This is a genomic window from Rhodobium gokarnense, from assembly GCF_025961475.1.
Classification (GTDB): Bacteria; Pseudomonadota; Alphaproteobacteria; order Rhizobiales; family Rhodobiaceae; genus Rhodobium; species Rhodobium gokarnense.
Map to the genome: position 1 here is coordinate 80,723 of NZ_JAOQNS010000006.1, position 18,000 is coordinate 98,722.

The window sequence follows — 18,000 nt, forward strand, 5'->3', positions numbered from 1 at the left end:
CGCCGCCCATGATCACGATGTCGACAGCGGCGCCGAACAGGCACGCCGCCGCGGCATCGAACTCGCGAACGGGCGGCGTTTTGGAAAAACAGTCTTCATGCAGGTATCGATGGACGACCGGACGGACGACAGCGCGGCCACTTTCGACGAGGTCGAGGCCTTCCTCGCCGCCCATCCCGACATTGACGCCGTCGATTACCTGATCACCGACACCAACGGCGTCTTGCGCGGCAAGTGGGCGCCGGCGGATTCCCTGAAGAAGGCCTTCGAGACCGGCATCAATTTCCCGCTCTCCCTGTTCGGCCTCGACATCTGGGGCCGCGAGGTGACGGAGACGGGGCTTCATGTGGAAAGCGGCGATCCCGACGGCTTCTGCCGCGCCGTGCCGGGCTCGCTGCGCAAGGTCTCCTGGGCCGAGCGGCCGACCGCTCAGGCGATGCTGCAGATGTTCACCGACGAGGGTGCGCCGTTCTTCGCCGATCCGCGCCTGCGGCTCGCCGCCGTCGTCGACCGGCTCGCCGCGGCCGGCTTTTACGCCACCTGCGCTTTCGAGCTGGAATTCTACCTGGTCGACCCGGACAGCGCCGCCCACACGACCGATCTGGCGCCGCTGCTGCAGGGCAATGGCGGCCCCGACAGGCAGAATATGTACGGCCTTGCCGACCTGTCCGATTTCGAGGCGCTGTTCTCCGATATCCGCGCCTTCGGCACCGAGCAGGGCCTGCCCATCGACACCATCGTCTCGGAGGCCGCGCCCGGCCAGTTCGAGGTCAACCTGAAGCACCGCGCCGACGCGCTCGCTGCCGCCGATGACGCCATGATGCTGAAGCGGCTGGTGGCCGCGGCTGCCAGGCGCCACGGCCTGAAGGCGAGCTTCATGGCCAAGCCGTTCTTCGACTGGCCCGGCAACGGCCTGCATGTCCATGTCTCGTTGATCGGCCGCGACGGCAACAACGCCTTCGCCGACCCAAATGGCGGCGAGGCCCGGCACCTGGCCGCCATCGCAGGCCTGATGGAGACCATGGCCGCCTCGACGCTGGTCTTCGTGCCGAGCTGGAACGGGTTCCGCCGCCTGCAGCCTGGCTCCTACGCGCCGACCGCGGCAAGCTGGGGCTACAACAACCGCTCCGTGGCCCTGCGCGTGCCGGCGAGTTCGCCCGAGGCGACCCGCATCGAGCACCGCATCTCCGGCGCCGACGCCAACCCCTATCTGGTGCTGACGGCAATCCTCTCGGCGATGCTCGACGGCATGGAACAGGGCCTGACGCCGCCGCCGCCGGTGGAGACCAACGCCTATGAGAGCGCAGCCCCGTCGCTGCCGTCGACGATGCTGGCCGCGCTCGATGAGTTCGCCCGTTCCGATTTCATCGCCAGCGCCTTCGGCGCCGACTACCGCGACCTCTTCGTCGCCGTGAAACGCGCCGAGATCGACGAGTTCCTGACCGAAATCACACCATTGGAGCGATCGACCTATCTTTAAGAAAATCCAATAAACGGCCTGTCGGCCCGTGGCCCTTTGCGCCCTTCCGGTTGTCGGTGGAAGGGTGCGCACCTGGGCGCGCGCCGACAAAAGAAAACCGTTGAGCGACGGCGGCAAGACTCATAACGTCGAGCGGAGCCGTCAAACCGGAAGATGCCGGAAAACCGGTGCTTCCAGACCTCACCGATCCAGACGAGGGACGATACAAAACATGCGCAAGCTGCTTTTCACCACCACGCTGATCGCTGGCGTTGCCGCCGCGATGACCGCCACCGTGCCGGCCGCGGCCGCGGACAAGGAAGTCCGCGTCTACAACTGGTCGGACTATATCGACGAAGAGATCCTCAAGGAGTTCACCGAAGAGACCGGCATCAAGGTCGTCTACGACGTCTTCGATTCCAACGAGACGCTGGAGACCAAGCTGCTTGCCGGCGGCACCGGCTATGACGTGGTCGTTCCCTCCGGCACCTTCCTGTCGCGCCAGATCCAGGCCGGCGTGTTCCAGAAGCTCGACAAGTCGAAGCTGCCGAACCTGAAGAACATGTGGCCGAAGATCCAGCAGTTGACCGCCGGCTACGATCCGGACAACGCCTATTCCATCAACTACATGTGGGGCACCACCGGCATCGGCATCAATGTCGACAAGGTCAAGGAGCGCCTCGGCGACGACATGCCGCTGAACAGCTGGGACCTCGTCTTCAAGCCGGAGATCGCCGAGAAGCTGAAGGATTGCGGCATCCATTGGCTCGACGCGCCGGAGGAGATCTTCCCGACCGCCCTCAACTATATCGGGTTCAGGGGCGACAGCCACGACACCGACGAGATCGCCAAGGCCGCCGAGATGCTCGACAAGGTCCGCGGCACCGTCCAGAAGTTCCATTCGTCGGAATACATCAACGCGCTCGCCAATGGTGACATCTGCGTCGCCATCGGCTGGTCCGGCGACGTGCTGCAGGCCCGCGACCGCGCCTCGGAGGCCGACAAGGGCGTCACCGTCGAATACATCATCCCCAAGGAAGGCGCCCAGATGTGGTTCGACCAGATGGCGATCCCGGCCGACGCCACCAATGTCGACGAGGCCCACGCCTTCCTCAACTACATCATGGAGCCGAAGGTGATGGCGAAGGCGTCGAACTACGTCTACTACGCCAACGGCAACCTCGCCTCCCAGGAATTCCTCAACGACGACGTCATCAACGACCCGGCGATCTATCCGGACGCCGAGACGTCCGAGAAGCTCTACACCACCACGGCCTATCCGCCGAAGGTGCTGCGCGTCGTCACCCGCGCCTGGACCAAGGTCAAGACTGGCCAGTAAGGCCCGTCCGCGATCCGGCGGCGCGCCCGGGGCCCGGTCCCGGCCGGCGCGCCGCCCCCCGCCGGGGTGCCGTTGCCCCCGGCGACTGTCCGGGCAAGGGGAGGTCTTTAAGGCCGTGGCTAATATCGATGTCGGTCCGGTGCGGCGCGTCTTTGCGCCCTGGCTGGACCCCAAGGCGAAGCCGTTCATCGAGTTTCGCAACGTCACCAAGAAATTCGGCACCTTCACCGCCGTCGACGACCTGTCGCTGACGATCTACGAGCGCGAGTTCTTCGCGCTTTTGGGACCGTCCGGCTGCGGCAAGACGACGATGATGCGCATGATCGCCGGCTTTGAGGACCCGACCGTCGGCGATGTGTTGCTGGAGGGCCAGCCGCTCGCCGGCGTGCCGCCCTACAGGCGCCCGACCAACATGATGTTCCAGTCCTACGCGCTGTTCCCGCACATGACGGTGGAGACGAACATCGCCTTCGGCCTGAAGCAGGACGGCATGCCGAAGGCGGAGATCGCCGACCGGGTGGCGGAGATGCTGAAGCTCGTGAAGCTGGAGGCCTTTGCCAAGCGCAAGCCGCACCAGCTCTCCGGCGGCCAGCGCCAGCGCGTCGCGCTCGCCCGCTCGCTCGCCAAGAAGCCGAAGGTGCTGCTCCTCGACGAGCCGCTCGGCGCGCTCGACCGCAAGCTGCGCGAGGAGACCCAGTTCGAGCTGACGGACCTGCAGCAGGACCTCGGCATGACGTTCATCATCGTTACCCACGACCAGGAAGAGGCGATGACGGTGGCCGACCGCATCGCCGTCATGGACCACGGCAAGATCATCCAGGTGGCGACGCCCTCGGAGATCTACGAGCAGCCGAACTCCCGCTACGTCGCCGATTTCGTCGGCGACGTGAACATCATCGAGGGCAAGGTCGAGCGCTGCGGCGACGGCCACGTCACCCTAAACACCCGCCACGGCACCATCGAGGCCGCCTTTGACGGTGACATCGCCAGGGGCGCCGACGCCTGGTTCGCGATCCGCCCGGAAAAGATGCGCCTGACCCTCGACGAGCCCGCCGAGACCCACCGCAACTGCATCGGCGGTGAGGTCTGGGACATCGGCTATCTCGGCGACATGTCGATCTACCACGTCCATCTCGGCGACGGCGAGACCCTGAAATCCGCACAGGCCAACACCACCCGCCTGATCCAGCGCCCGATCTCCTGGGACGACCGGGTCTGGCTCTCCTTCGATGCCGATGCCGGCATCGTGCTGACCAGCTAGGGGAGGCGGCCATGACCGACGAGACCGCCGTTCCCGTCAGCGACGACACGGAGCCGACTGACGTCCTGATGGCCCGCCGGGGGCCGGCACGCTGGTTCGTCGTCGCCATTCCCTATCTCTGGCTGCTGGTCTTCTTCCTCGCCCCCTTCCTCATCGTCTTCAAGCTGTCGCTGTCGGAGGTGGCGGTCGCCATCCCGCCCTACGTGCCGACCTTCGACCTGACCGACGGCGCGGTGGAGATGTGGGACAAGATCAAGCAGCTCTCCTTCGACAACTATGTCTGGCTGACCGAGGACGCCCTCTACATCCGCTCCTACGCCTCCAGCCTGCTCGTTGCCGTCGTCTCCACCATCCTCATTCTTCTCGTCGGCTATCCCGTCGCCTACGGCATGGCGCGGGCCCCGAAGGCCTGGCGGCCGACGCTGGTGATGCTGGTCATCCTGCCGTTCTGGACCTCGTTCCTGATCCGCGTCTACGCCTGGATCGGCATCCTCAAGAAAGAGGGGCTCCTCAACCAGCTCCTGATGAATCTCGGCGTCATCTCCGATCCGCTGACGATCCTCAACACCAACGTCGCCGTCTATATCGGCATGGTCTATTCCTACCTGCCGTTCATGATCCTGCCGCTCTATGCCTCGCTGGAAAAGATGGACGAGTCCCTCCTGGAGGCCGCCGCCGACCTCGGCTCGCCGCCGGGGCGCGCCTTCTGGCAGATCACCTTCCCGCTGTCGATCCCCGGCGTCGTCGCCGGCGCGTTCCTGTGCTTCATTCCGATCGTCGGCGAGTTCGTCATCCCCGACCTCCTCGGCGGTTCCGAGACGCTGATGATCGGCAAGACGCTGTGGGTGGAGTTCTTCTCCAACCGTGACTGGCCGGTGGCGAGCGCGGTCGCCATCATCCTGCTTCTGGTGCTGGTCATCCCGATCGTCCTGTTCCAGAACAGCCTGGCCAAACAGGGGGAGGCCGAGTGATGCGAAAGGGCCTTTCCCCCTTCAACGTCGTCTCCATCACCACCGGCTTCCTGTTCCTCTACATGCCGATCGTGCTGCTGGTCATCTACTCCTTCAACGAGTCCCGGCTGGTCACGGTCTGGGCCGGGTTCTCGACCAAATGGTACGGCGCGCTCCTGGAAAACCAGGGCCTGATGGACGCCGCCTGGGTGACCATCAAGGTCGCCCTGATCTCGGCCAGCGTCTCCACGGTGCTCGGCACGCTGGCGGCGCTGACGCTCGTGCGCTACGGCCGCTTCCCCGGCCGCACGCTGTTTTCCGGCATGGTCTATGCGCCGCTCGTGATGCCCGACGTCATCCTCGGCCTGTCGCTTTTGTTGATGTTCGTCGCCATCAACCTCGACCGCGGCTTCTGGACCATCATCATCGCCCACATCACCTTCGGCATGTGCTACGTCGCCGTCGTCGTCCAGTCGCGGCTTTTGAGCTTCGACCGAGACCTGGAGGAGGCGGCGCTGGACCTCGGCTGCCCGCCCTTCAAGGTGTTTTTCCAGATCACCCTGCCGATCATCCTGCCCTCCGTCATCGCCGGCTGGATGCTCGCCTTCACCCTGTCGCTCGACGACCTCGTCATCGCCAGCTTCGCCACGGGGCCGGGCGCCACGACCCTGCCGATGAAGATCTACAGCCAGGTCCGCCTCGGCGTGACGCCGGAGATCAACGCCGTCTGCACCATCCTCATCGCGCTTGTGACGGTCGGAGTCATCGCCGCCTCCCTGATAACAAAGCGCCAGGAGGTCAGCCGGCAACGGGCCGCGCGGATGGCGGAGCAGTAGGTTTTTTGGGGTCGCCGGATCGGCCACAATCTCCGCCGTCACCCCGGCGTCGCGAAGCGGAAGGCCGGGGTCGAATGCCCCTGCCCGCACGGTATGTCGGACGTTGGTGCGCGCCGCTTCTGGATTGCTTCGCTCCGCTCGCAATGACGGTTTCTCTTTTATTTTCAACGTCATTGCGAGGAGGCCGACAGGCCGACGCGGCAATCCAGCCAGCGGTCGCGGCGGGCTTCAGCGTTGCGAGGCGCATTGGATCCCGGTTCTCCGCACCCTCCCGCCCGGCATGACGGAAGAGCGGTTCCGGGCGATGTGAATGACGCTCCGGCATCGGCCCCACCCTCCGTCGTCACGCCGGGCTTGACCCGGGGCCTATTGCCCCTGTCCTCACGGTATGTCGCCTGTTAGTGGAACACGGCGCCTGCATGGCTCGCAGTGCAAGCGTCGCGACGGGCTACACCGTTGCGAGGGGCAATAGGCCCCGGCTCTCCGCTTCGCTACGGCCGGGGTGACGACTGAGTGTGGCGAGACGACAATCAAGCCCAACGGGCGCGCAAGGGCGACCGCCCGCCGCGCGAAAGCGCGCCCCCGCGGAGGCGATGCGCGAAGCGCATCTGCCGTGAGCGAAAAAAACTCCTATCCCCGCGGTGGCCTAAACAAAAAAATCACCAGCCAGACCGGCACGATGATCATCGAGCCCAGCACGATGTTCGGCACGGCCCAGGTGAGCCCGTCGGTGAGGAGTTGCAGGACCCGCTCCGGCGTCATGCCGATCTCGGCGAGGAGGTCGGCGGCGGAGATGTCGAGCGCGGAGAGCGCGGCGCCGACGGCGAGCGATGCCAACGTGATCTTCAAGACTGTCAGGATCAGCCGCCACATCGGAGCCGTCGTTCCTGCCGCGTTTATCCCCAAGGGTCCGTCAACCAGTGTGCCGCGGTAACCTTTCCGCTTGGTGAATATTCCGCTACCGGACGCAATGACCTGCCCGATGCGCGCCCTTGTTGAAACGGCCAAAACGCGGTGCTACGCCTTTTCATAAAGGGAATACGGGCGCCGTCCGGTGCCTCCACCAGTAGAAACCGGTTCGGGAGAAAAACGCGTGAGCGAGGAAACGCCGCTTTGGACGCCGTCGGCGGACCGCATCAAGAACACCGTGATGGCCCGCTTCATGGCCTTTGCCGCCGACAAGGTCGGCCGGCCCTTCGCCGACTATGACGCCCTCCACGCCTGGTCCGTCGGCGACCGCGCCGCCTTCTGGGACGCGGTCTGGGACTTCTGCGCCATCAGGGGCGAGAAGGGCGAACTGGTGCTCGACAACCCGGCCGCCATGCCCGGCGCCACCTTCTTTCCCGAGGCCAGGCTGAACTTTGCGGAAAACCTCCTGCGCCGCACCGATGACGGCGATGCCATGGTCTTTCGCGGCGAGGACAAGGTGGAGCGGCGGCTCTCCTGGGCCGACCTCAACGCCCTCGTCTCAAGGCTGCAGCAGGCGCTGCTCGCCGCCGGCGTCGCCCCCGGCGACCGCGTTGCGGCCATGCTGCCGAACATGCCGGAGGCCTATGCCGGCATGCTGGCCGCGGCCTCCATCGGCGCCATCTGGTCGTCCTGCTCGCCCGATTTCGGCGAGCGCGGCGTCCTCGACCGCTTCGGCCAGATCGAGCCGAAGGTATTCATCTCCTGCGACGCCTACTGGTACAACGGCAAGAAGATCGAGGTCGCCGACAAGCTGAAGGCCGTCGTCGAGAAGCTGCCGAGCGCGGAGACCGTCCTCATCGTCGACTATCTCGGCACCGCCCGGGACGTCGCCGCCAAGGTTCCCCGCGCCACCGACCTGGACGCGGCGCTGGCGCCCTTTTCGGCAAAACCCGTCGCCTTCACCCGGCTGCCGATGACCCACCCGCTCTATATCCTGTTTTCCTCCGGCACCACGGGCGTGCCGAAATGCATCGTCCATTCGGCCGGCGGCACGCTGCTGCAGCACGTCAAGGAGCACCGGCTCCATTGCGACGTGCGCCCCGGCGACCGGGTGTTCTACTTCACCACCTGCGGCTGGATGATGTGGAACTGGCTGGCATCCGCCCTGGCGAGCGAGGCAACGCTGCTGCTCTATGACGGCTCGCCCTTCTATCCCGACGGCAACGTGCTGTTCGACTTCGCCAGGGACGAGAAGATGACGCTGTTCGGCACCTCGGCGAAGTTCATCGACGCGGTGAAGAAGGCGGGACTTCGCCCCCGCGACACCCACGATCTCTCCGCGCTCCGGGTGATGACCTCGACCGGCTCGCCGCTCGCCCCGGAAAGCTTCGATTTCGTCTATGACGCCATCAAGCCGGACCTGCACCTGGCGTCCATTTCCGGCGGCACCGACATCGTCGCCTGCTTCGTCGGCGGCGTGCCGACAAAGCCCGTCTACAAGGGCGAGATCCAGGGCCCGTCCCTCGGCATGGCGGCCGACGTGTGGTCCGAGGACGGCCGCCCGGTGAAGGGCGAAAAGGGCGAACTCGTCTGCACCGCGCCGTTCCCCTCCATGCCGATCATGTTCTGGAACGACCCGGAGGGCGCGAAATACCACGCCGCCTATTTCGAGCGCTTCCCCGGCGTCTGGTGCCACGGCGACTTCGCCGAATGGACGCCCCATGGCGGCATGATCATCCACGGAAGGTCCGACGCCACCCTCAACCCCGGCGGCGTGCGCATCGGCACCGCGGAGATCTACAACGTCGTCGAACAGATCCCGGAAGTGGTCGAGGCGCTGGCCATCGGCCAGACCTGGGAAGACGACGTGCGCGTCGTCCTGTTCGTGCGCCTGCGCGACGGTATGGAGCTGACCGAGGACCTCACCAAGGCGATCAAGGTCAAGATCCGCGAGGGCGCCAGCCCGCGCCACGTGCCGGCCAAGGTCGTGGCGGTGGAGGACATCCCGCGCACCAAGTCCGGCAAGATCACCGAGCTTGCCGTCCGCGACGTCGTCCATGGCCGCGAGGTCAAGAACAAGGAGGCGCTGGCCAACCCGTCGGCGCTGGAGCTGTTCGCGGGGCTGGAAGAGCTGGAGAGCTAGGACAGCGGACCCTCGCCGTCCTCCGCACCAGGCGACCGCCCATATGGCCGGTTGGATTTGTCACGGTTGATCGCGCCGGAAAGTCACCCCATAGTCTCTGGCGGAGACTGGGTAACCGTTCCGTTACCCGGCAATGCTATAGTCGAATCAAATCCTTGCGATCCCTCCCGGTCCAACGGAACTGGATAAATCATGCCCGCTAACGACGGCGTCTTCCAGGGCGTCATTTTCAACGCCTATCCGGACAGCATCGGAAAACGACTTTCCGACAGCATCTCGTTGCTGAAAAAGCCGCAGTTGGAAGGCGCCTTTTCCTATTTTTACGTTCTGCCGACCTTCTTTCACAGCGATCTCGACCGCGGCTTTTCCATCATCGACTACGACATTGAAGAGGAGATGGCCTCGGCCGACGACCTCAAGGACCTGGAAGCCCTCGGCATCGGCCTGAAATTCGACCTGGTTCTCAATCACCTGTCGGTCGGGTCGCCGCAATTCCACGACATGCTGGAAAAGGGCGACCAGTCCGAGTTCAAGGATTTCTTTATCGACTGGAACGAGTTCTGGGCGCCGGACGGGCCGAGCGAGGACGAGCTCGACAAGCTGTTCATGAGGAAGCCGGGCCTGCCGATCCTCTATGTCCGTTTTCCGGACGGCAGCGAGCGGCCCTACTGGAACACCTTCTATCAGGAGGTCAACTATCCGGAAATCACGCCGGAGGACCTCGCCGGCGTCGACCACCCGCAGCCCTGGCAGTGCGCGGCCATGGTCGACATGGTCAACACCGCGATCCGCGAAAAGACGCCGCTGTCGGAGATCGATTTCGGCGCGTTCGAGGAATTGCGGGACAAGGTCCTCGATATCGTGGAATCGAAGCGCAGCTATCTCGGCCAGATGGACCTCAATGCGCGCTCCGAAAAGGTCTGGGAGTTCTACGCCGCGACGCTGAAGAAGCTGGCCGGCTACGGCGCCCGGCTGATCCGCCTCGATGCCTTCGCCTATCTGCACAAGGAGCGCGGCGAGCGCAATTTCTTCAACAAGCCCGGCACCTGGGACTATCTGGCGCGCCTGAAGGGTATGGCCGACGACTGCGGCCTGAAGCTCTTGCCGGAAATCCACGCCGCCTATGGCGAGGGCCTGCACGAGGAAGTGGCCGGCCAGGGCTTCCTGATCTACGACTTCTTCTTCCCGGGCCTCGTCATCGATGCGCTCGACCGCGGCGTTTCCGAGCCGTTGCGCCACTGGATCGCCGATATCCAGGAAAAGGACATCAAGACCGTCAACATGCTCGGCTGCCATGACGGCATTCCGGTGCTGGACCTCCGGGGCGACGGCACGGCCGATGGCGGGCTCCTCTCCGACGACGAGATCGAGGCGGTGATGAACCGCATCGTGGAGCGCGGCGGCCGGGTCAAGAACCTGTTCGGCCCCGACGGCAAGAAGATCGCCTATTACCAGGTCAACGCCACCTTCTACAGCGCCCTCGGCGAGAGCGACCGCAAGCTCCTGATCGCCCGCGCCATCCAGATGTTCATGCCGGGCCTGCCCCAGGTCTGGTATCTCGACCTCTTCGCCGGCAAGAACGATTACGCCGCCGCCGACCGCGGCGGCACCGGCGGCCACAAGGAAATCAACCGCACGGCGCTCGACCTCGACGACATCGAGGCCGATCTGGAGCGCCCGGTTGTGCGCGACCAGTTGAAGCTCATGCGCCTGCGCAACACCTTCCCGGCCTTTGCCGGCCGGCTGGTGGTGGAGCCGTCGGAGTCGCATCACCTGACGATGATCTGGATCAACGGTCCGGCCTATGCCCGGCTCGACGCCGATTTGAGGACCCACGGCTTCGTTGTTACCTATGACGCGGGCGACGGCCGGGAAAAGACCATCGACCGCCGCTAAGAACGGGAAGAAACCGGAGGCCTCCGATGAGCGACGCTAAGATCCTGGCGACCGACCTTGACCGCACGCTGCTGCCGAACGGAAGCTGGGAGCCGGACGAAAACGCCATCCCGCTCTTCAATGAACTGACGGAAAAGCACGGCGTCCTCGTCGTCTACGTCACCGGCCGCAATCTCGACTTGACGGAAAAGGCGATCGCGGAATTCGGCGTGCGCTATCCGGACTTTCTGTGCGGCGACGTCGGCACCTCGATCCGCAAGCGCGAGGGCGGCGCCTGGGTCGACGATCCGGGCTGGGACGCCCATGTGCGCCGCACCAGCCCGCGATGGGACGCCGCCGCGGTGCGCGATGCGGTCTCCGGCATTGCCGGCATACGCGAGCAGGAGGCCGAGCATTGCGGCCCCTTCAAGCAGAGCTACTACGCCGACCACGACGACCGCGAGCGCATCCTTGCCGAGGTCGAGGAGCGGGTGAAGGGCAAGTTCGACGAGGTCATCGTCTACAGCTTCGATTCCGGCAACGGCAACGGCCTCATCGATTTCCTGCCGCAAAGCGCGACCAAGCAGACGGCGCTGGAATACGTCGCTGAAGCCCACGGCGCACCGAAGGACGAGGTCGTTTTCTGCGGCGACAGCGGCAACGACATCTTCCCGCTGACCGCCGGCTTTTCCGGCGTCCTCGTGCGCAACGCCGACGCGCAACTGGTCGAGCAGGTCAAGGCCGCAATGGCGGAGAACCCGGATTTGAAAGCCTATTTCGCCAAGGGCGGCGTCATGGGCCTTTCCGGCTATTACACCTCAGGCGTCATCGAGGGCGCGGTGCATTACGGCCTGTTCGAGGGGTAGGGCAGCGCCTTTGCGGGCGCTATCCCATCAATGATCGTCATTGCGAGCGAGCAACGCGAGCGCGGCAATCCAGGGCCGCACGCTCCGAGCCAGTCGCTCTGGATCGCCGCGTCGGCCTTTCGGCCTCCTCGCGATGACGGCCGACGCCCTATTCCGTCTCCGCAACCTTCGCCAGCGCCGCCACCTTCTTCACCAGGTCGCCGCGTTCGGCCTTCGGCAGGCTGGAAAGCAGCGTCTTGCAGGCTTCCTGCCGATTGGTGACGATTTCCGCACATAGTGCCGAGCCCGCGTCGGTCAGCCTCAGATTGACGATGCGCCGGTTGGCGTCGTTGCGGAGCCGCACCACCAGGCCGCGCTCGGCAAGCCGGGCGATGACGCTGGAGACGGTGGTCGGCACGGCTTCCAGATGCGCCCCGACATCGGAGACGATGCAGTCCGGATGCTCGGCGATATAGAGCAGCGCCTGGGTGTCGATGGCGCTGACATAGACCGGCGCCTCCTCGGTGCCGGCAATGCCCTCGCGGAAGGGCAGCGTGTAATAGATCCGGCTGAGGGCGTCGCAAAAGCTCGCGGTTTGACGGTCCATGACTTCACCCTTCGCACAGTTCGACATTCGGTTACTGTTGCGAGAATATACCATGAATGCCAAAAAGGAAACCGAATTTGCGCAAGGGTTTTAAAAAGATCGGGCCGCCCGATCCCGACCCGCTTGCCGCCCCTGCGGTCGGGCTTTCCGGCAAAACATGTCTTGGTCATGTGACATTGTGGGACAAAGATAGGGCACACGACTCAGCCGCCCGACGCCCCGCACTGCCCGGCGCGTTTCCCGTTGCCGGGAACGATCAGCCGCCAGCCGTCGCGCGCGCCGAGGCCCGACAGACCCCAGGGGAGACCCCGCCATGATCACGGCATTCGTCCAGTTCCAGCTTGCGCCGGAAACCACCCTCGACGCCGCCACCGCCATCTTCCGCTCCACGGCGCCGCGCTATCTCGGCCTTCGCGGCCTCATCCGCAAGCACTACATCTTCGATCCGCAAAACGCCAAGGCGGGGGGCTTCTACGTGTTCGAGAACCGGGCCGCCGCCGAGGCCGTCTTCGACGATGCCTGGCGCGCGCTGGTCAACGAGAAATATGGCTGCGAGCCGGAACTGACCTTCTTCGACAGCCCGGTCTGCGTCGACAACGTCAAGGGCGAGATCATGGTGCTGCCGCAATAGGCCCCGGCCTTGCGATTGCTCAGGCGCCGGCGCGCTCGCGGCGTGCCGCCTTGCGGTCGCGGAAGGTGGAGGAACTGGTGCGGGCAAGGAAGATGACGGGCAGCAGCCCGACGGCGACGATGGCGAGCGCCGCCACCGCCCCGCGCTCGAACGCTTCCTGGGACGCGGCGGCATAGACCGTCGTCGACAGCGTCTCGAAGTTGAAGGGGCGCAACAGGATCGTCGCCGGCAGCTCCTTCATGCATTCCACGAACACCAGCATGGACGCCGTCGCCAGCGCCGGCTTGATCATCGGCATGTGGATTTCCACGAGGCTGCGGGCCGCCGTGCGTCCCAGCGCCCGCGACGCCATGTCGAGGTTCGGCGACACCTTTTGCAGGCCGCTCTCAAGGGTGCCGAAGGCGACCGCCAGGAACCGCGTCGCATGGCCATAGACGATGACGGCGCCGGAGCCGGTCAGCAGCAGGCCGGTGGAGATGCCGAAGGTCGCGCGCAGCGAGCCGTCGAGGAAATTGTCGAAGGCAGCGCTCGGAATGAGGATGCCGACGGCAAGCACCGTGCCGGGCACCGCATAGCCGATGGTGGAGAACCGGGCGATCATGTGGATCAGCCGGTTGCGCCGGAGCCTGAGCGTATAGGCAACGAGGAGGCCGGTCAGCACCGTCAGCACCACGGCGGCGAGCGACAGGCCGACGCTGTTGACGACGGCCGAGACGAACCCCGGAGCGCTCAGCTGCTCCAGCCGCCGCGAGGCGACATCGGCAAGGACGCTCGCCGGAACGACAAAGCCAAGGACGATGGGCGCGGAGCAGGCGAGGATGGCAAGGGCCGCCTTCCAGCCGGTGAGCCGGTAGTTCGGCAGCATCCGGTAGCGGCTGGAGGTCTGGTGATAGCGCTGGTGCCGGCGCGCGAAGCGCTCCAGCCAGATCAACAGGAACACGATGACCAGCATGGCAGTCGCCATCTGCGCGGCGCCGGCAAGGCTGCCGCGGTTGAGCCAGGTGTCATAGATCGAAAAGGTCAGCGTCTTGACGCCGAGATGCTCCACCGCGCCGATGTCGTTGAGGCATTCCATCATGGCAAGCGTCACGCCGACCGCGATCGCCGGGCGGGCGAGCGGCAGGGCGACGGAACCGAACAGCCTCAGCGGATTGGCGCCGAGCGTGCGCGCGACATCGAGGGCGCAGGCCGACTGCATCAGGAACATCGCCCGCGTCGTCAGGTAGACGTAAGGGTAGAGCACCATGCCCATGACGAAGACGGCGCCCGGCAGCGAGCGGATTTCCGGGAACCAGTAGTCGCGGGCGCTGGAAAAGCCGAAGACGGCGCGGATCGCCGTCTGGATCGGCCCGGTGACGTCCATCGCCTCCACATAGGTGTAGGCGACGATGTAGGTGGGGACGGCGAGCGGCAGAAGCAGTGCCCAGTCAAAGAGCCGCCTGCCTGGAAACCGGCACATGGTGACGAGCCAGGCCGTGGTCACCCCGACGGCAGTGACGACCCCGGCAACGCCGAGCATCAAAAGGGCGGTCGTGGAGATCGCCCGCGGCAGCACGGTGGAGATCAGGTGCGCCCAGACCTCGCCGGCCGGCGTCAGCGAGATGATGACCAGCGCCAGGATCGGCAGCAGCGCGAAGAAGGAGATGACGCTGACCAGCACCGTCCAGGCGACGTCGCTACCAAGGCGCGGTCCGAGCGTCCTGCCGGCGGCAGTCGATGCGTCGTCGAGGGTGGGGGCCGCAAAGCTCATGGCCGCACGTCCCGCCGGCCGGCGGGGAGCCGGACCGGCGGTGCCGTAATGCGGGTGGCGATCGAAGCAGATAGGTGCCCTGTTACGGGCATGCTCTCCAGTCTCCCACTGCCGCACCGCCCCAGGTGCGACCAATTGGCATTTGCAGTTTGAGATCTGGATATCACCGGTGAACCGATACGGTCAATAAAGCTTACGTACCGGATCCCTGCTGGATCAAGGGGCGGGGAAAAAACGTCAGAACGTCACCTGGCCGCGGACCCAGACGGTGCGGCCGGGCATGTTGACGGCATAGCGGTCCGGATCGCCGATATCGACGCGGTCGATGTGCTCCCGGTAGTTCTTGTCGAAGAGGTTTTCGACGCCCACGGAGATCTCGGCGAATTTCTGCGGTCGCAGCGAGGCGAAGAGGTCGACGGTGGCAAAGCCGTCGGTCTCCTGGTCGTCTTCGCCGGAGCCGGTCAGCGGGTCGATGTCGGCCCGGTCCTGGCGCGAGACGGCGCGCAGCCGCCCGCCGACGCTCCAGATCTCCTCCGAATATTCCAGCGTCACCTGGCCTTCCAGCGGCGGGATCTGGGCGAGCGGCCGGTCGTCCTCGGTGTTGTGGCCGTAGACATATTGCGACCAGAGACCCAGCTTCCAGCCGGGCGCGAAGCGCCAGTCGAAGGCGGCGGCGACGGCAAGGATCCGCGCATCGGCATTGCGGTAGATGTTGGAGCCGTCGGAGATGAGGACGCCGTCCTGGCCGCGGGCCTTGTCGCGGATGATGAAGTCTTCCACGAAGTCGGCATAGCCGCCGAGGCCGAAGCCATAGGGGCCGCGGGCGATCTTCACGCCGGCCGCGATCTTGTGGTGGGCCTCCGGGTCGATCTCCGGATTGCCGGCCCAGGTCTTGAAGCCGCCGGGCGTTCCCGGAGGCCCGACCCAGCTTGAGAGATACCGCTCGTGCATGTCGGCGGTGCGCATGTAGCGTCCGGCTTCGACGAACCACTGGCCGGCCTCGCTTTCCGTGGCCCCAAGGAAGTCGCGCTCGTAGCGCAGCGAGCCGGAGAAATTGTTTTCCGCCGCCGGATCGCTGCCATTCACCCCGTAGGTCTGCATCCATTGCTGGTTCGAGGTCAGCGGCGCCCCGGCCGGGCGGCCCGCCTGCACCTCGTTGGCCTTGGCGGCCTCGCCCTCGACCCGGTCGTATTGCGCCCAGAGCTTCAGCCGCTGTTTTGCGGTCAGCGCCAGCGCGCCCTCATAGATCACGCTGTACTGGGTGATCGTGGCGTCGGCGAAATTGAGGTTCTGCTTGGCGAGCGAGCCGAGCACCGGATGGTCGCGGTAGCGCGTGGCGTAGCGGTTCTCGTCGCGAAACCCGAAGCCGAACATATGCTGCACCGGCCCGGTGCGGGTGCCGAGCATGATTTTGAGCTCGCGCTCGCGGTTGTCGAGCAGCACCCGCCCCTTGGGCGTGCCGGGGGTCAGGGTGCGCAGGACGAAATTCTCGTTGCGCCGGTCGATTTCGCGCAAGAGCCCGTCGACCGCCACCTTGTTGATGAGCGTGTCGTTGTCGTCGTAGCGGTAGGTCAGCGTGCCGTAGACGATGTCGAGCTTCGGCGTGTCGACCGGGGCGGTGGCAAAGAGGATATCGCGGCGGTCGACGACGCCGCCGGATAACAGGAACTTGTGGATCGGCGAGAGATAGCCGATGGCGCCGTTGGCCACCCGCTTGGTCTCGCCGAAGCGCACGGTCTTTCCGGCGCCGTCCTCATAGGACCCGGATTCCTCCGCATAGGTCATGGCGCGGAACAGCACGCCGTCGACGAGCGCCGAGCCGCCGGCAAAGGCCTCGCGGCGGTCGCAGTTGCCGGTATAGGCGGTGCCGATCTTGCCGTGGACGCCGGCGCGCGCCTTGAGGCCGGGGTTGGCGCCCGCCGGAACGAATGTGCCCTTCGGCCCACCGTAATAGTGGCCGCAGCGGGACAGGTCGTAGCGCGGGACGTTGCGGAAGAGCCTTGTGTTGGTCGCCTGAAAGGTCAGGAACGGATAGTCGAAATCGACCTTCTTGCGCGGCGGCGTTTTTTTCTCCGCTGCCGCGGGCGCCGCCGCTTCCTCGTCCCGCCCCGCCTCAGCGTCCGCGCCGAACGCCGCTGCCGGCGCAAGGGCCGCCAGGCCGGCAAGGACCATCGCCAGTCGTCGTATCGCCACCATCGTCACCCCGTCTGCCGCACCACAGAGTCACCCCGTAAAATTGCAGGGCGCGGCTTAGCGCACCGCTGTATCCACTGGTATGACAGAGGTCAAATCCTTGCGATTTAGTCGCAAAGAGGGTCGCTTTGACGCGGCAACCGGGGGCCGGCGGAAGCGGTGAGAGGGGCGGTGGCGTCAGACGGTGGGTACGCCGCCGGAGAGCACCTTCGCATAAAGGTCGCTGTCGAGGTTCTGGCCGGACAGGACCACGCCGACGGTCTTGCCCTTCAGCGTCTCCTTCTCGGCCATCACTGCTGCGAGCGGGACCGCTCCGGCGCCCTCGGCGACCGTGTGGGTGGCGGCGAAGTAGAGCCGCATGGCATCGGCGACCTGCTCATCGGAGACCCGGGCGACGCGCGCAACCCCGTCCTTGATGATCGCAAAGGCCTCGGGCGAGGGCGTGCGGACCGCGACGCCGTCGGCGAAGGTGTTCGCGGTCTCCGTGGTGCGCCGCTCGCCGGCCTCGAAGGACTGCGCATAGGCGTCGGCCCTGTCGGAGACGACGCCGACGATCTCGGTCTTGTGGCCGAGGAGGTTGCGGGCCTGGACCATGCCGCAGATGCCGGAGCCGAGGCCGATCGGCACGAAGACGACGTCGAGATCCGGGGCGGCGGTCAAAAGCTCGTGGGAATAGGTGGCAACGCCGGCAACGAGGTCCGCGGCAAAGCTCGGCACCATCTCGTAGCCGAGCTCTTCGGCAAGCTCCATGGCCTTGGGGATCGCGGCGTCGAAGTCGGCGCCGTGTTCCACGACGTCGGCGCCGAAGGCGCGCATCGCCGCGTTCTTTTCCTTGGAATTGCCCTCAGGCACGACGATGGTGCAGGCAACGCCGGCCCGTCCCGACGCATAGGCAAGGCTCTGGCCGTGATTGCCGCGCGTCGCCGACACGATGCCCTTCACATGCGGCCGCTCGCGCTTCAGCCGGTCCACATAGACGAGCCCGCCGCGCACCTTGAAGGCGCCGATCGGCGTCATGTTCTCGTGCTTGACGACGACCGTGGTGCCGGCGGCCTCGGCCAGAAGCGGCCAGCGATAGGCGGGCGTCGGCGCCATCGCCTGGTAGACGACGTCGCGCGCGGCATCCAGTTGCGACTGTGTGAGCATTGGGGGCCCTTTCCCGGTTTATTTTAGAAGCCGGGCATAGACCATTTGCGGCGCCG

The 18,000-nt window shown here is 65.7% G+C and carries 14 protein-coding genes; 9 read left to right on the forward strand and 5 right to left on the reverse strand.

The annotated features are described in order from the left end of the window. Positions 1 to 97 precede the first annotated feature (97 nt). The 5 genes from M2319_RS11970 (at position 98) to M2319_RS11990 (ending at position 5,845) form a co-directional block, all read left to right on the forward strand. Positions 98 to 1,480: a glutamine synthetase family protein gene (locus tag M2319_RS11970; RefSeq protein WP_264601693.1), complete on the forward strand. Its 1,383-nt coding sequence runs from the start codon at positions 98 to 100 to the stop codon at positions 1,478 to 1,480. A gap of 211 nt (positions 1,481 to 1,691) precedes the next feature. Then, on the forward strand, positions 1,692 to 2,798 hold the full coding sequence (locus M2319_RS11975) for a polyamine ABC transporter substrate-binding protein (RefSeq protein ID WP_264601694.1): 1,107 nt from the start codon (positions 1,692 to 1,694) through the stop codon (positions 2,796 to 2,798). A gap of 115 nt (positions 2,799 to 2,913) precedes the next feature. Next, entirely contained in the window at positions 2,914 to 4,059 is a 1,146-nt protein-coding gene (locus M2319_RS11980) for an ABC transporter ATP-binding protein (RefSeq protein ID WP_264601695.1), read from the forward strand. A gap of 68 nt (positions 4,060 to 4,127) precedes the next feature. Further along, positions 4,128 to 5,030 (forward strand): ABC transporter permease subunit, encoded by a 903-nt coding sequence (locus tag M2319_RS11985; protein ID WP_264601893.1) that lies wholly within the window; start codon positions 4,128 to 4,130, stop codon positions 5,028 to 5,030. Continuing rightward, entirely contained in the window at positions 5,030 to 5,845 is an 816-nt protein-coding gene (locus M2319_RS11990) for an ABC transporter permease (RefSeq protein WP_264601696.1), read from the forward strand. The genes M2319_RS11985 and M2319_RS11990 overlap by 1 nt, the downstream gene beginning before the upstream one ends. 630 nt (positions 5,846 to 6,475) lie before the next feature. On the opposite strand, the gene M2319_RS11995 is transcribed toward M2319_RS11990, so the two are convergent. Beyond that, on the reverse strand, positions 6,476 to 6,718 hold the full coding sequence (locus M2319_RS11995; protein WP_264601697.1) for a DUF6460 domain-containing protein: 243 nt from the start codon (positions 6,716 to 6,718) through the stop codon (positions 6,476 to 6,478). A gap of 220 nt (positions 6,719 to 6,938) precedes the next feature. Here M2319_RS11995 and M2319_RS12000 point away from each other — a divergent pair, with 220 nt between their 5' ends. From M2319_RS12000 to M2319_RS12010, 3 genes are all read left to right on the forward strand, one after another. Further along, positions 6,939 to 8,897: an acetoacetate--CoA ligase gene (locus M2319_RS12000; protein ID WP_264601698.1), complete on the forward strand. Its 1,959-nt coding sequence runs from the start codon at positions 6,939 to 6,941 to the stop codon at positions 8,895 to 8,897. A 192-nt stretch (positions 8,898 to 9,089) separates the two neighbouring features. Continuing rightward, positions 9,090 to 10,793, forward strand: coding sequence for an alpha-amylase family protein (locus M2319_RS12005; protein ID WP_264601699.1), 1,704 nt, complete (start codon positions 9,090 to 9,092; stop codon positions 10,791 to 10,793). 26 nt (positions 10,794 to 10,819) lie between these two features. Beyond that, positions 10,820 to 11,638 carry an HAD family hydrolase gene (locus tag M2319_RS12010; RefSeq protein ID WP_264601700.1) on the forward strand — a complete coding sequence of 273 codons (819 nt, stop codon included), beginning with the start codon at positions 10,820 to 10,822 and terminating at the stop codon, positions 11,636 to 11,638. Positions 11,639 to 11,786: 148 nt separating this feature from the next. Here the strand turns inward: M2319_RS12010 and M2319_RS12015 are convergent, their stop codons facing one another. After that, on the reverse strand, positions 11,787 to 12,224 hold the full coding sequence (locus tag M2319_RS12015) for a MarR family winged helix-turn-helix transcriptional regulator (RefSeq protein WP_264601701.1): 438 nt from the start codon (positions 12,222 to 12,224) through the stop codon (positions 11,787 to 11,789). Between the two features lie 313 nt (positions 12,225 to 12,537). Between M2319_RS12015 and M2319_RS12020 the strand changes: the two genes are divergently transcribed. After that, positions 12,538 to 12,855: a YdhR family protein gene (locus tag M2319_RS12020; protein WP_264601702.1), complete on the forward strand. Its 318-nt coding sequence runs from the start codon at positions 12,538 to 12,540 to the stop codon at positions 12,853 to 12,855. A gap of 19 nt (positions 12,856 to 12,874) precedes the next feature. On the opposite strand, the gene M2319_RS12025 is transcribed toward M2319_RS12020, so the two are convergent. The 3 genes from M2319_RS12025 to M2319_RS12035 all read right to left on the reverse strand — a co-directional run bounded on the left by M2319_RS12025 (position 12,875) and on the right by M2319_RS12035 (position 17,944). Then, the gene (locus M2319_RS12025) at positions 12,875 to 14,605 is read right to left on the reverse strand and encodes an ABC transporter permease (protein ID WP_264601703.1); all 1,731 of its coding nucleotides are present in this window, start codon (positions 14,603 to 14,605) and stop codon (positions 12,875 to 12,877) included. Between the two features lie 237 nt (positions 14,606 to 14,842). After that, positions 14,843 to 16,798 carry a TonB-dependent receptor domain-containing protein gene (locus M2319_RS12030; protein ID WP_264601704.1) on the reverse strand — a complete coding sequence of 652 codons (1,956 nt, stop codon included), beginning with the start codon at positions 16,796 to 16,798 and terminating at the stop codon, positions 14,843 to 14,845. 177 nt (positions 16,799 to 16,975) lie between these two features. Then, a complete protein-coding gene (locus M2319_RS12035; protein ID WP_264601705.1) occupies positions 16,976 to 17,944 on the reverse strand; it encodes a threonine dehydratase in 969 nt (322 codons plus the stop codon). Positions 17,945 to 18,000: the final 56 nt, after the last annotated feature.